The sequence below is a fragment of the Polaromonas sp. P3_B1 genome, from assembly GCF_056402935.1.
On sequence record NZ_JBFUGK010000026.1, the window covers coordinates 31,540 to 45,849 of the forward strand.

General features: G+C 63.4%; 9 protein-coding genes and 1 riboswitch. Of the genes, 1 reads left to right on the top strand and 8 read right to left on the bottom strand.

Annotated features, from left to right (window positions below; genetic code table 11):
* Positions 1 to 22 precede the first annotated feature (22 nt).
* From AC1DXS_RS15810 to AC1DXS_RS15845, 8 genes are all read right to left on the bottom strand, one after another.
* Positions 23 to 3,673: a pilus assembly protein gene (locus tag AC1DXS_RS15810; protein WP_477738433.1), complete on the bottom strand. Its 3,651-nt coding sequence runs from the start codon at positions 3,671 to 3,673 to the stop codon at positions 23 to 25.
* A gap of 29 nt (positions 3,674 to 3,702) precedes the next feature.
* Entirely contained in the window at positions 3,703 to 4,251 is a 549-nt protein-coding gene (locus tag AC1DXS_RS15815) for a pilus assembly PilX family protein (protein ID WP_477738434.1), read from the bottom strand.
* Positions 4,238 to 5,173, bottom strand: coding sequence for a PilW family protein (locus tag AC1DXS_RS15820; RefSeq protein WP_477738435.1), 936 nt, complete (start codon positions 5,171 to 5,173; stop codon positions 4,238 to 4,240). The genes AC1DXS_RS15815 and AC1DXS_RS15820 overlap by 14 nt, the downstream gene beginning before the upstream one ends.
* Positions 5,170 to 5,748, bottom strand: coding sequence for a type IV pilus modification protein PilV (gene pilV / locus AC1DXS_RS15825; protein WP_477738436.1), 579 nt, complete (start codon positions 5,746 to 5,748; stop codon positions 5,170 to 5,172). Before pilV ends, AC1DXS_RS15820 begins: the two co-directional genes overlap by 4 nt.
* Positions 5,742 to 6,389 (bottom strand): GspH/FimT family pseudopilin, encoded by a 648-nt coding sequence (locus AC1DXS_RS15830; RefSeq protein ID WP_477738437.1) that lies wholly within the window; start codon positions 6,387 to 6,389, stop codon positions 5,742 to 5,744. Before AC1DXS_RS15830 ends, pilV begins: the two co-directional genes overlap by 7 nt.
* An 82-nt stretch (positions 6,390 to 6,471) precedes the next feature.
* A complete protein-coding gene (gene nrdR, locus AC1DXS_RS15835; protein ID WP_007872661.1) occupies positions 6,472 to 6,921 on the bottom strand; it encodes a transcriptional regulator NrdR in 450 nt (149 codons plus the stop codon).
* Positions 6,922 to 7,020: 99 nt separating this feature from the next.
* Complete coding sequence (gene glyA, locus AC1DXS_RS15840) at positions 7,021 to 8,265, bottom strand: serine hydroxymethyltransferase (RefSeq protein WP_477738438.1); 1,245 nt, start codon at positions 8,263 to 8,265, stop codon at positions 7,021 to 7,023.
* Between the two features lie 59 nt (positions 8,266 to 8,324).
* Positions 8,325 to 8,454, bottom strand: a riboswitch (ZMP/ZTP riboswitch).
* Between the two features lie 134 nt (positions 8,455 to 8,588).
* The gene (locus tag AC1DXS_RS15845) at positions 8,589 to 9,470 is read right to left on the bottom strand and encodes a transglycosylase SLT domain-containing protein (protein ID WP_477738439.1); all 882 of its coding nucleotides are present in this window, start codon (positions 9,468 to 9,470) and stop codon (positions 8,589 to 8,591) included.
* Positions 9,471 to 10,228: 758 nt separating this feature from the next.
* Here AC1DXS_RS15845 and AC1DXS_RS15850 point away from each other — a divergent pair.
* The gene (locus AC1DXS_RS15850) at positions 10,229 to 14,206 is read left to right on the top strand and encodes a DUF748 domain-containing protein (protein WP_477738440.1); all 3,978 of its coding nucleotides are present in this window, start codon (positions 10,229 to 10,231) and stop codon (positions 14,204 to 14,206) included.
* The last annotated feature ends 104 nt before the right edge of the window (positions 14,207 to 14,310 follow it).

A 14,310-nucleotide genomic window follows, 5' to 3' on the forward strand; every position in this document is an offset into this window, starting at 1 on the left:
GTAAAAGCGGCGGTTTTCAAGCTCAGTTGGCACGTGGGAAGAGCTGACGCCAGGAGCGGTTCAGGACAGCGCCGGGGCAGTCGCCAGGGTGGGCGGCACGATAGGCGGCATTGGTGCAGTCGGCTACCGTGCATTCGCTGACGTGCGCCGCGGCATAGACCGGGTTGCTGCAGTCCTGGGGTGGGGGCTGGTCTCCAGTACGGACCTTGATGTGGCCGCTGGAGTTCTGGACGTCTCTCACCCCGGTGTCTACACCTGAAGAGTTGAGGATGGTCAGGACCACGTCGGTACCGTCGGCGAGCGAGGTGTAGGCGCAGACGTTGGCATCGCTGCCATCAATGAGTCCGTCGGCGTTGGTGTCCAATGTTCCGCCGGTACGGCAGGCTGCGGTCAGTGGGTTGATGTAGAAACTCAAGGCATTGCTTGAAGAGGCCAGGCAACTCGATGAGTTGGCCTGAGGCGCGACCGTGTCGATCTTGACGACATCACCCTGGATCTGGAGCGGATAGATGTCACGTTGGCCGGGGAACACGTTAAGCGTCAATTTCCAGCCGCGCCGTGTCGACCAGTCCATGCTGGTGACGGCTGGGTTGCTGAAGCCCACCGTATAGATGCCCGTGATGCCGCCGGCGTTGAGGGTAGCGCCCGTGGTCGGGTCTATGCCGGCCGTGACGGCCGTGGCTTTGAGCCCTTCCAGCTGGGATTCGCTAATCGTATCGGCGCCGGACGAGCCGAATGGTTTTCTGTCCCACAGGCCATAGGCTGCCTGAGTGGGGCTTGTGACGGTGGGATCCCCGGCTTCAAACAGCTTGCCGGTTGCCACGGACACCAGGTAGCTTGGCCGATAGGTGGCCTGGTCGGTCCGTTCAAGGACTGCGGGCTGGGCTGTGATGGGCAGCGGTGTGCTGCCGCTGAGTGCGGTGAACAGCGCAACGCCGCCGTTACCGAGGCCCCAGGTGGAAGACGCGGTGCCGCTCAGGTCGAATTTCCACAGCCTGCCTTGCAGGTCGCCCGCATAGGCGCCGATGATCTGCTGGTTGGTGTTGTACACCAGGCGAACGCCGCCCAGGCCATTGGCGACCGTGTTGTCGGTCTTGATCTCCTTGAGCAGCTTGCCGGTGCCGGTTTCGACGATGAAGAGGCTGGCCTTTGCGGATTTGCTGTCGTAGCCGTTGCCGAAGATGGTCACCCAGTCACCGCTGACGGTGATGCCGCTCTGGGGCGTGCTCAGCACGGCGCCCAGTTCTGCGAACGAGGTCGTGGAGTTGCCCGGCATCACGGGGAATGCCGGATCCGCATTGATTTCCCACAAAATCGCCTTGCCGTTCATGTTGAGAGGGTCTGTGGCGTTCAGCGCGAAGACGGACTTGGCGCCGGCACCGGTCGTGCCAACGACCACGTTGCGCCATCCCGTGGATGTGCCGCTGCTGGCCAGGTTGGGGGTTGTCAAATAGGCATCGACCTCGGCCAGCGGCCCGTCCACCGAATAGGTGTGGGCATAGGTATAGCCGCTGTCAGTCAGGGCTTCAAGCTTTCCGAGTACAGACCTGGGGACGTAGGCAAAGAGTTCCCGGCCACCGACGGCGGCGCCGTTGCCTTCGCCAAATACGTGCAGCATGCCGTCATTGGCGCCCACAAACAGCGCCCCTTCGGCGCGGGCTGCCTTGGCGGTCATATAGGCGGCATAGGTGCTCAGGCCCGGGGTGGCCGACGGGAGCTTCTCAAACTGGGGATTGGTGTTGTTCTTGATGAAGGCCGGGGTCGAGTTGACGATATCGCCCAGGACAGCCGGCCGTTTTCTCATGCCGGCGCCCTCTTTGGTACGAACACCGCGCAGGTAATCCACGATGTCGGAGGTCACCGCGGTGCTCATCTGCATGTTGGTATTGGTGCCTGTCAGGCTGTTGGCCGCCGTGGTGATGTTGGCATAGGTGAAAGCCAGGCCTTGCTTGGCCGCGTCGGTCCATACGACGATGTTGCGGGAAGCCGGCGCGGGCAGCGTGGTGGCGCCGGTCGGCTGGCCGTTGCCGTCGATGGCGATGACTTGCCAGGCGACGCCGGCGCTGTCGCCGTTGGCGGTGAGGTTGACCATCTGCACGTTGCCCCACCAGGTTCCGCTGGTGTAGTAGGGCACAAACTTCTTGGTGCCCGCAGTCAGGGTCACGGCGGACGCCGCCACACCGGCTTGCGAGAACTGCTGGCTCGCGATACTGCCGATGACGTTGCCCAGGTCGGTCGCGAATTGGGCCGCGTCGGTGACCGTGAGGAAGTCGCCGCCGCCGTTGTGCGCGGCGTGGCGCATGTCGTCAATCGTCGTGACGGTGTTGAGCACGGGCACGGCCCAGGCCAGGTTGCCGAGCTTGGCGCTGTCCACTTCCGCGTTGGTCATTTTGCCCGGCGCGCCAAAGCTGACCATATAGCTGGTCATGTTCTGCCAGAACGGGGGGCCGGAAGGGTCGCCGCTGCCGTTGTCGTTCGCGAGATCAGTGCGCAGGTCGGTGGCCCAGTACTTCAGGGCGATGTCGGCCAGCGTGTCGGCGGTTCCGCTTGATCCATTAGGCTTGTCCGACTTGCCTCGATTGCGAACATCGGTTTTGTTGCCTGGTGTGTACCGGTAGGTCTTGTTGGAGTCCAGCGCAAACGTGTATTGGGTGCCCAGGGTGCTGTCAACGTCGCCTACGCCTGCTGGCGCTCCATCCGTGTAAAAACCATCGGTGATCAGCATGGAATAGGACCGGCGGCAGGACAGGTGACTGGTCGATGTTTCGCCGGCGGGAGGCGCCCAGGGCTTGGATCCCCAGGGGCCGGTGTTGGCATTGTTCTGGTAGTACTTTCCGACCCTGTCAAGCGCGCCTCGCAGCGGCGTGCCGCCACTAGGGGTGCGTGCGTCGAGCCAGGTGTAAAAGGCGGATTTGGCCACGCCGAAATCGGTCATGGTGTTGGGCGTGCCATTGATATCGCCGTAAGCCAGGCGGAAGTTGTCGGCCTGGCTGGCGAATGCCGCGGACAGGCCGGTTTTGGCCGACTTGATCCGATCAATATGGTAGGCGCGCCAGTTCGCGATGTTCTGGCGTTCCTCGGTGAGAGTACAGGTGGCGGCGGCGCAATCGGTCCGGGCGCCGCCGTGGGGGCCAAACGGGTTGGTGCTGCCGCCACCGGCAGTATCGACTCCATTGAATTGGAACCTGCCGGTTCGGACTCTGTAGGTGTCGTAGTCCCCGGTATTGCTGATGGCGGCGGACGTGGTGTAGGTGGTGGGGTTTTTGCCTGCTTTTGGCAGGTACATTGTCACGACCGAGGTGTTATCTATGGTGGCGTTGGCCTGGAGGACGCCCCCGACATAACCCGGCTGGTAGACTTTTTTCGGGTTGTAAAACAGCAGGTTGTTGATGGGCGAGATCTGGCGCGGGTCGGAGCTGTCAAGGCAGTCCACATGGAAACCCGGGATGCTGGTGGATGTGGGATCTTCATTCACCATGGCGGTACTGACATGCTTGGCGTACACGCATTCCCAGTCCATGGAGCCCGAGGTATCCAGCACCAGCGCGATGTTGGGCCTGACGTTCACGGTTTTGGACAGCAGCGGCTCTTGTGCGACAACCGCGAATGAGCTGTCCGCCGCAACCAGCGCGGCCGCATAAAACGCGACGTTTCGCAAAGAAGAAAATTTCATGGCCAGGCCTTTCATGCTCGCGTTGAGCATCATTTCATGGTGATTACAGATTGGAGCCACACCTCGGTGCCCTTGGGTGCGCTCCCGTCTTTCGCGCCGACTTCAGGGCCGAAGCCTCTGGCGGTCGTGACAAAAACTTTGGTGTCTGCGGGGGTCAGGTACTGCGCCATGCACTCGGGCTGGCGGGTGAAATACACGGTGGTTCCCACATCGCCGGCGGAGGTGACCGCCACCGTCTTGAGGTTGGTTGTCGGCGTCAGGGTGTCCCAATTTGCCATGGTTGCCCACGAGTACGGTGTTCCGGCGCCAACGGGGGCAGCCTCAGGCGCAAAGCCGGTGGCCGGGTTGGAGGCGTAGAGCTGCACCTGCTGCTCGCAGAAGCGCAAGGCGGTTTCCGCCGTCTGCCGCGCCAGGGCCTGCTGGCGGCTCTGGTTGGCCACCTGTTCGGTCGAGGAGGCCCCACGAATCGAGATGCTGGCCAGGATCGACAGGATCATCAGCATGATGAGGGCCACAATCAGCACGACGCCCTGCTGGCCGTGCATTTTCGCCGGTTGGCTTCGTTCAGGGATTGACATAACCTACTCCGTGGTTGCGCAGCAGCACCGTGGTGCGATAGGCGCGGCGCAGCTTGCCGTCGGTGATATCGATATCGGCATCGGCGCAGTCCTGATAGCTTGGGTTTGTGCCTGAGCCCATGTCCTTCAGCACGACGTTTTCGCTCACGACCACCACGCAGACCTGCGCCGCGACCACCTTGTTCCAGCGATCCAGCATGGGCAGCGCCGTGAGGCCCGCATCCGTCGGGTTGATGATGCCGGAGGCGCTCAGGTAGCCGCGCACATTCTGGCTATTGGGGACCGCGGGCTCTGCAACCGCGAAGTTCACCGTTGCGCTTTCGATGTTCTCGGCGAGCACCTGCGATTGCGCCAGGTTCCCGCTTCCGCGGCAGGTCAAGGTGTTGTTGGTGATGGAAATGCGCGACTGCATCGTGTAGAAAGCCGCACCTGCGACCCCCACCCCGTTGCCTATGCAGTCCATCGGCAAGCCGCCGCTGGTGTTTTTGCCGGTGTTGAGGTCTCCCTCGTAGGCTACGGCCAGGGCAAAACCGCCGCTTCCCGCGCAGGTCAGTGCGCTGATGTTGGGGACGGTTGCATCCGTAAAACCCGTGTTGCAGGCATACAGGTTCCAGCCGGCTTGGCCCAGGTCGTTCTTGACGCCGCCGGTCCGCGTGGGGTTGTATCCCGCCTGCCGCAGTTCCTGCGTGAAAACACCGAGCGCCATCTGGGCGTCCTCGTTCATCTGGCCCTGTGCCTGTGCATTGCGGGTGGCTGTGCTGCCGGAGAGGTACATCACCACGAGCGCACCTATGATCACCATGCCCAAGGTCATGGAGATCAACAGTTCAATCAGCGTAAAGCCTGACTGCTGCCTTCCCGAAGATCCCGATGCGCAAATGCGAGGCCGCTGCTGGTGGCGGCTTTTTGCGAATGAAGTCATAGCTGCACCTTCATGTAAAAGCAGCGCGGCGTTGTGGCCAGGGCTTTGGCGGTGGCCGAGCAGTTATCGGAACTCAGCTCAGCTGATTGATCCACCCCGCTGACCTGGCGCGTGTTGTTCATCACGCTGGCTTCCTCCCAGAGGATCCAGATGTTCGCCTGTGTGGCGCTTGCGCCGGGACGGGTTATCTCAACCCCGCCCAGAGGCAACAGCGCGCGGACCCTGCTCTGGAAGGTCGTGAGGTCCGCGGCAGCCAGTTTCGCGGGGGTGTTGCAATTGGGGAAGGCGCAGGGTGCCAGGGCCGGCGGGTTGCCGGTGGTCATCATCGCCACGTCGTAGTTACCGCCGGAGAGGCCGGTCGGATTGAGCCGGATCACTTCCGCCAGCTCGTTGGCCAGTGCAGCGGCGATGGCGCGATTGGCCGCGTTTTTCTGCGCTGCGACCGAATAGGCCTGCATGCCGGCGAGGGCCAACATGCCAAAGGACATGAGCAGTACCGAAATGAGCACCTCCAGCAGCGATGAACCTCGCTGTCCCTTGCGCGAAGGAGAAGGTTTTCTGGTGAGGCCTAGCATACGACGTCCCCCGTCTGGACCTTGACCCGACCCACCGAGTTCATGCACAAGGTGCGGGTGTAGTAAGCATTGGTGGCGAATGAGCCCGAGGCGTGCACCAGCCACCGGCCTGACTGGCCGATGGCGCGGCCGGTGGCGTCATAGATGATGGCGTTGCCGGTGGTCACGGCCGTGGGTGTGGAGACGGCGACGGCGAAAAAATCCGTGATGCCGGCCACGGGCTCCTGCGCGCGCAACACGATGTCGGTCGCGGCGTCGAAAGTACCGTTGCCATTGCTGTCAAGGAATACCACCCATCCCTGCATCCATCCGCCAACGGCCGTTCCGCTGCCGGTCGAGCATGCGGGGCTCGCCGCGGTCGAATCGACGGTCCGGCAGATTGTGACGCTTTTTCCGCGCCGCATGGCTTCGCCGCGGGCGTAGCGCGTATCCGAGATGAACCCGTTGGTGGCCCGGGTGACGGACGCGTTGGCGAGCAGGCCCAGGAAGGAGGGCGCCGCGAGAACCGCAAGAATTCCGATGATGGCCACCACGACCATCACCTCAATCAATGTGAATCCATGCTGGAGCCGCCGCACGGCCGGGGAGGCCGATGGGCAGCGCAGATCGGCAGGGCCGGTGATCGATAGATTTTCGGACATGCGCAATTGTGAGCATGGCCCGGCGGTCCCGCCTCCGGTATTCGACGTCCGGTCAAGCTCGTGTGACGAACGGTCAGCGCGTCTAGCGCCTGACCTCATCGACCAGGGTCTTGAACTCGTCAATATCCTCAAAGCTGCGGTAGACGCTGGCAAAGCGCACATAGGCCACCTTGTCGAGCTTTTTCAGTTCGCGCATCACCAGCTCGCCGAGGCGGTTGGAGGCGACCTCGCGCACGCCCAGGCTCAGCAGTTTTTCTTCTATGCGCTCTATGGCGGAGTCGATCTGTTCAGTGCTGACCGGACGCTTGCGCAGTGCCAGGTTCATGGAGCCCAGAATCTTGCTGCGCTTGTACTCGATGCGCCGGCCGTCCTTCTTGACGATGGACGGGAAGGTGACGTCCGGCCGCTCGTAGGTGGTAAAGCGCTTTTCACACGCGCCGCACTGGCGGCGGCGGCGTATGAAGTCGGCATCCTCGGCCACCCGGGTTTCCACAACCTGGGTCTCGAGATGGCCGCAGAAGGGACATTTCATGGGTGTTGACCTGGATTTAAAAAGATCAATCTGTCCTTAGCCCAAGGAGAGCGGCGCAGGATGCTATCAAAATTATAGTGCCTGCGCCGCCCATCGCGATCAGCGATAGACCGGGAAGCGGCTCGTCAAGGCGTGAACCTTGGCGCGGACCGCTTCCAGGGTGGCCGCGTCGCGCGGATTGTCGAGCACATCGGCGATCAGGTTGGCGGTGGCGCGGGCTTCCTCATCCTTGAAGCCGCGGGTGGTCATGGCCGGGGTGCCGATGCGCACGCCGCTGGTGACCATCGGTTTTTCCGGATCGTTCGGGATGGCGTTCTTGTTGATCGTCATGTGGGCGCTGCCCAGCACGGCTTCGGCTTCCTTGCCGGTGATGCCTTTGGCGCGCAGGTCGACCAGCATCACGTGGCTTTCGGTGCGGCCGCTGACGATGCGCAGGCCGCGCTGCGTCAGGGTGTCGGCGACGATCTGCGCGTTCTTCACGACCTGCTGCTGGTAGGCCTTGAACTCGGGTGTCATGGCTTCCTTGAAGGCCACTGCCTTGGCCGCGATCACGTGCATCAGCGGGCCGCCCTGCAGGCCGGGGAAGATCGCGCTGTTGATGGCTTTTTCGTGCTCGGCCTTCATCAGGATGATGCCGCCGCGCGGCCCGCGCAGGCTCTTGTGCGTGGTCGAGGTGACGATGTCGGCATGCGGCACCGGGTTGGGATAGACGCCTGCGGCCACCAGGCCTGCGTAGTGGGCGATGTCGACCATGAAGATGGCGCCGACGGCCTTGGCCACCTTGGCGAAGCGTTCGAAGTCGATGCGCAGGCTGTAGGCCGAGGCGCCCGCGATGATCAGCTTGGGCTTGGTCTCGTGGGCCTTGCGCTCCATGGCGTCGTAGTCGATTTCTTCCTTGTCGTTCAGGCCGTAGGAGACGACGTTGAACCATTTGCCGCTCATGTTGAGCGCCATGCCGTGTGTCAGGTGGCCGCCTTCGGCCAGGCTCATGCCCATGATGGTGTCGCCGGGCTTGAGGAAGGCCAGGAACACGGCTTCGTTGGCCGATGCGCCGCAATGCGCCTGCACGTTGGCCGCTTCGGCGCCGAAGATGGTTTTGACGCGGTCGATGGCGAGCTGCTCGGCCACGTCCACGTGTTCGCAGCCGCCGTAGTAGCGGCGGCCGGGATAACCTTCGGCGTATTTGTTGGTGAGCTGCGAGCCCTGCGCGGCCATGACGGCGGGCGAGGCGTAGTTTTCGCTGGCGATCAGCTCGATGTGCTGCTCTTGCCGGGCGTTTTCAGCCTGGATGGCGGCGAAGATTTCGGGGTCGGTCTGTTCGACCAGGATGTTGCGGTGGTACATGGCAGTCCTTAAAGACGTGGTCCCTGCTATTCATATGAGAGAGGTACTCTCAATGAAACAAGGGCTGCCCAGGCGAACGGCTGAACGCTGAGGCCCAACGGCTGTCAGCGGTGCGCTTCCCAGTGGTGTCCCACGTCAGCTTCAAAGGTTGCGAAAACCTTGAGCCTATCGCCAGTCGCGCACCCGGCTAGTGTAACTGAGGGCGCGTAAAACTCGCGGCGCATCGTCCCATGCCCGTGGCCCGGAAAGCAAAAAGCCGGGCGCTTGACACGGCCGGCTTTGCGCTACGGTAGGCGGACTGTCAGGCCGCGCCCCGGCGGGGATCAGGACTGGCTCAGCAGCGCCACCTTCTCAGGCGTCTTGCCTTCGGAGGCCGGCGCGTCGGACTTGCCGGGCAGGGAGGCGGGAACCGGGCGCGAGCTGCCGTCAGGCTCGGCAAAGAAAGGCGAGGGCTTGCCGCGCTTGGATGCGGATGCCACGACGGCCAGCAGCCGGGCGTGTTCGCCCATCACCTTGCTGGCGTAACCGCCGTCGTCTTCCATGTTGGCGGCGCCCACGTAGTATTTGAGGCCGCCTTCGACGGATCCGGCGCGGGCGATGCATTCCTGCAGCACCTTGACGCCGACGCGCAGGTTGGTCACCGGGTCAAAGGCCGCCAGCTTGCCGCCGAAATTGTCGTACTTGTCGTGGTGCACCTTGGTCATGACCTGCATCAGGCCCTGGGCGCCCACCGGGCTTTGCGCGAAGGGGTTGAAGCCGGACTCAATGGCCATGATGGCCAGGATCAAGGTCGGGTCGAGCTTGGCCTTCTGGCCGATGTCGAAGGCTTCGGCCACCAGCACGCTCAATGGCTCAGGCGCCACGCCGTACTTTTTGCTGAGCCAGTATGCCACCGCCGCCTGCTGGGCCGGCAGATCCTTGGGGTTGGAGGCCGTGGCCCGTTCGATGGCGGCTGGCTCGGTAAAACCGATGGCCGCTTCCTGGCGCTGCTGCAGCCAGGTCATGAGCTTGAATTCACCGGCCTGGCGCAAGTCGGGCCGGGCCGTCAGAGTGATCACGGCGAACACGACCGCCAGGCCCAGAAGGGCGAAGCTGTTGTGGGTGATCTCGAAAAAGCCCTGGGCGATGTCATCAGCAATGGTTAAAACACTGCTGCGTACACTTTTCAAGTGCGCCTCAAGGCCGAATTGTCCTAGCGCTGTCATAGCACTCCTTTCTACGCTTGCAGGCCCTTTGGGGGCCAAGCAGGCTTTGATTGGGTCGCCATCAAACCAAGGCAAGCCTTGTGGGTGTTGACCCCTGTTTGACGTTGCCGTCTTCTTTGATGAAGGGGGCAGCGGAGATTCGGGTTGTCCCTAGGTTTCTGTGGGACTGGCGGGATTCTAGGGGGTCGTTAAATAACCTGTCAATAATAATAAACATGTTTCTTATATTAAATAAGCAAATAAAAACCTTGATTCTGGGCGGAATCCGCCTGAATCAAGGTAGTTACGGCCTCTTTTTGAGATCAAGCTCTAAGTTAAATTCGCTGTGAAAAATACCGGATCGGCGGATCGCGGGTCCGGCTGTAGGCCGTTTTCGATGTTCGATGTGGGACTGAAGAGGCGATTTCAGATGCTCAAGCACATGCTGAAGGCAGTGCCAATCACACCGGTCCATGTGATTGAAAAGATGGTCTTGCATCTCGGGCTACCGAGGTTTAACCTGCAGTTGCGTGTTCATTCACGCATCCAACCGGGTAGCCAACCCCGGAAAATCTGGAAGCAATCACTTGCTTTCATCGCACTGGAGACGATTCATCTCTCTTTTGCGGAAACCCGACGGCTTGAGCATAAATGCCCGCCGTCAACCCCGGTCGGTTCAACTGCCCGGGGTTTTTCTTTTGGACATTGCCCTTTGGGGTGACCGTCTTTTTCAAATAAATCATTGACCGATTGGCGCCCGCGTTAAAAACTCGGCGGCTATGGCAATCGATGATTTGAAGAACAAATGGCGCGAAATTGAATGGCGAAACACAGCAAAAGCCCTGCCGGCGCGGGCTGCGGGTGTGGCCCGCTCACCCTTGTGGCGGCGGCGCGCCGCGTGGGCGCTGGGCTCCCTGTTACTGGTCTGGGCGCTGGCCTATACGGCCGTGCCGGTCGTCCTGAAGTCGCAAATCGAGAAAATTGCCTCTGAAAAACTCGGCCGGCAGGTCACGGTGGGCGCGGTCGATTTCAAGCCCTGGTCGCTGGAACTCACCTTGCACGACCTGGCCATCGCCAAAGCGGGCGGTGCCGGCGCCCCCCGGGCAAGCCCCCAGCTGACCGTCAAGCGCATATATATAGATGCGGAACTCGAGTCCCTGTTGCGGCTGGCGCCGGTAGCCGACGCTGTGCAGGTCGACGAACCCGTGGCCTTTCTGGCTCACCAGGGTGAGGGCCGCTATGACATCGACGACATCCTGGCGCGCCTGAAGGCGCCCGCTGACCAGCCGGCCGGCGATCCGCCGCGTTTTGCGGTCTACAACATCGAGGTGAGTGGCGGGCGCGTTGACTTTGCCGACCAGTCCGTCGGCAAGACCCATGAGTTGAGGGATCTGAACCTCTCCGTACCTTTCCTGAGCAACCTCAAATCCCAGCGGGAAATCAAGACTGCGCCGCACCTGGCTTTCAAGCTCAACGGCAGCAGTTTCGACACCGCCGCCGAGGGCACGCCCTTTGCCCAGACCCACAAGACCGACGCCACCCTGACGCTGCGCGGCTTCGACCTGAACCCCTACCTGGCCTACTGGCCAGCGAGCCTGCCCTACAAATTGCAAAGCGCCGTGCTGCATGCCGATGCCAAGGTGGCGTTTGAGCAGACGCCGGCCACGCAGGTGCGGATCTCCGGCACGGTGACGGCGGAGAATGTCCGCGTGCAGGCGGTAGGCCAGGCGGCGATGGCTGCCCCCGCCCAGGCCGCCGGCCGCAAGCCGGCCGGAAAGCGCGGCGGCGCGGGTGGTGAGCTGCCCCCTGCGGCCCGTCCCGATGTGCTCGCATTTGAGCGACTGCAGGTCAACATGGCCGATGTGCGGCCCCTGGAGCAGTTCGTCAAGCTCGCGGCGGTCGAACTGACCGCGCCAGCGCTGTCCATCGTCCGCGACCGGACGGGGCACCTCAATTTGCTTCCGCCTGCTGCCACACCTGCTGCAAAAAATGAAGCAGGCATGCCGGATCCCGCCAAGCCGGCCGCGGCGGCCAAAGGGACGGCGCCCACACCCTGGAGGGTTCAGGTCGCCCGGGTAGCGGTGCGCGCGGGCAGCGTGAACTGGCTGGACGAAACCCTGGCTTCGCCCGCCGATATCCGCCTCAGCGGCCTGCAACTCAATGCCACGGCCATCGCCATGCCTTTCTCGGCCAGCGCACCGCTGCAATTTGACGGCTCGGTGGGCTTTGAGCCACCTGCGGCTCCTGTGCCTCCGCCCACCAAGGCCAGTACCAAGGCGGGCAGCAAGCCGGCAGCCGTGCAGGCTCCGGCCGCTCCCGCTCTGCTGACTTTCCAGGGCAGCGCCACCGACCAGGCCGCTCAGCTCACGGCCAAGGTGGCGGCCTGGCCGCTGGGCATGGCCGCCAAATACGTGGGTCAGTTCCTGCTGCCGGCACTGGGCGGCCAGCTTGACGCCGAACTGGGCGTGAACTGGCAGGCGGCCAGCGGCGACAAGCCGCAAGTGCTGCGACTCAGCGCGCCGCAGCTCGCGCTAAGTGAGGTGCAACTGGCCCAAGGCAAGGTCTCGCTGGTGTCGGTCAAGCGCGTGGACCTGGCGCAGGTGGACATCGATATGGCCGGCCAGAACTTCAAGGCTGCCAAGCTTCTGCTGACGCAGCCGAAGGCCCTGGTGGACCGTGACAGCGACAAGCACTGGATGTACGAGCGCTGGATGGCCAGGCCCGGCGCCAGCGCTGCGCCGCCAGCACCGCCAACCGCCGATGCGGCCACCCGGGCGGCCGCGCCTTCCTGGGCCGTGGCCATCCAGGATGTGCAGCTTGAAGGGGGCACGATGTCGTTTTCCGACAAGGCCGGGGCCAAGCCGGTGGCTTTCGAGGTTACCGGGGCCAAAGCCCAGCTCGGCGGGCTGCTGCTGGACGACAGGCCCGCATCCCGGGCCCAGGCCGCCAAACCCATGCCGCTGACCGCCTCCCTGCGCCTGGCCGCCGGCCGCTTCGAGCCCGGCAAGGTCGATTTCAACGGCAGCATCGGCCTGGCGCCGCTTCAGGCCCAGGGCCGCCTGTTGGTCGACCGGCTGCCGGTGCAGGCCTTTGAGCCTTATTTCGCCGACACCCTCAATATTGAGCTGCTGCGTGCCGATGCCAGCTTCAAGGGGAGGGTGGCGTACCGCCAGACGCCGGGCGGGCCGCAGGCGCAGGTCACGGGCGATGTCTCACTCGAAGAGCTGCGCGCCAACACACTGGCGCCCAGCGAAGACCTGCTCGCCTGGAAAGCGCTGAACCTGCGCGGCTTTCATGTGGCGCTGGATCCGGCCAAGGCCACGCGCGTGGAGGTCAAGGAAACCGTGCTGACCGATTTTTTTGCGCGTTTGATCGTCATGCCCGACGGCCGCATCAATTTGCAGGACCTCGTCAAATCCAGCACCCCTGCGGGAGCCGCGGAGGCGGCCGTCGCAGCTTCGACGCCGGCATCCGCAGCCGCAGCGCCACCCAAAACGACGGTCGCCGATGCCAAAGGCGCCGTGGCTCCGGCAAACCCGCCGCCCATCGTGAACTTCGGCCCCATCAGCCTGATCAACGGCAAGGTGCTGTTCTCGGACCGCTTCGTGAAACCAAATTATTCGGCCGACCTCAGCGACCTGACCGGCAAGCTCAGCGCCTTTTCGTCGGTGGCCCCCATACCTGCCGGCGGCACGGCGGCAGTGCCTGCGATGGCCGACCTGGAACTGCGGGGGCGAGCCGAAGGCACGGCCTCGCTCGAAATCCTGGGCAAGCTCAACCCGCTCGCCAAGCCGTTGGCGCTGGACATCAAGGGCAAGGTGCGCGACCTGGAGCTGCCGCCGCTGTCGCCGTACTCCGTCAAGTACTCGGGTTACGGCATCAACCGCGGCAAGCTCAGTGTTGACGTGAGCTACCTGGTGCAGCCCGACGGCAAGCTCACGGCGACCAACAAGGTGATCCTGAACCAGTTGGCCTTCGGTGAGAAGGTGCCGGGCTCCACCGCCAGCCTGCCGGTCAAGCTCGCCGTCGCGCTGCTGGCCGACCGCAACGGCGTGATCGACATCGACCTGCCCATCAGCGGCTCGCTCAATGACCCGCAGTTCAGCCTGGGCCCCATCATCATCAAGGTCATCGTCAACGTGATCGTCAAGGCCATCACCTCGCCTTTCAGTCTGTTGGCCAACGCGTTTGGCGGCGGGGGCGAGGAGCTCAGCATCGTGGGATTCGCGCCCGGCAGCGCCGAACTGCGCCCCGAGGCCAAGGCCGGCCTGGACAAGGTCGCCAAGGCGCTGGCCGACAGGCCATCGCTGCGGCTCACCGTGGTGGGAACCAGCAGCGTGGAGGCCGAGCGCGAGGGCTTCAAGCGCGAGCGGCTGGACGCGCTGGTGCGCGCCGAAAAACGCCGCATCACGGTGAAGGAGGGCGGAACCACCTCGGCAGCCGTGAGCATCAGCCCGGCGGAATACCCCGATCTGCTCAAGGAAGTCTATAAACGCGCCGACATGCCCAAGCCGCGCAACCTCATCGGGCTGGCCAAGGACCTGCCTGTGCCCGAGATGGAAAAGCTGCTGCTGGCCGACATCAAGGTCAACGACGACGCCATGCGCGAGCTCGCCGTGCAGCGCGGCGTCGCGGTGAAAGACTACCTCGCCTCGCGCGAATTGCCGCCCGAAAGGCTGTTCCTGGGCGCGGCCAAAGCCGTGCCGCCGGAGGCTAAATGGACACCCCGCGCGGAGCTGAATTTGGCGATGCCCTAAAAAAGGCGAAAATAGCACCAGCGCTTTATTGATAAAGCTTTTATGGGCCCAGGGCCGGTGCGTGCAACACGGGTTGCGCGGCGCGGCCCCCCATCCACTCCAAC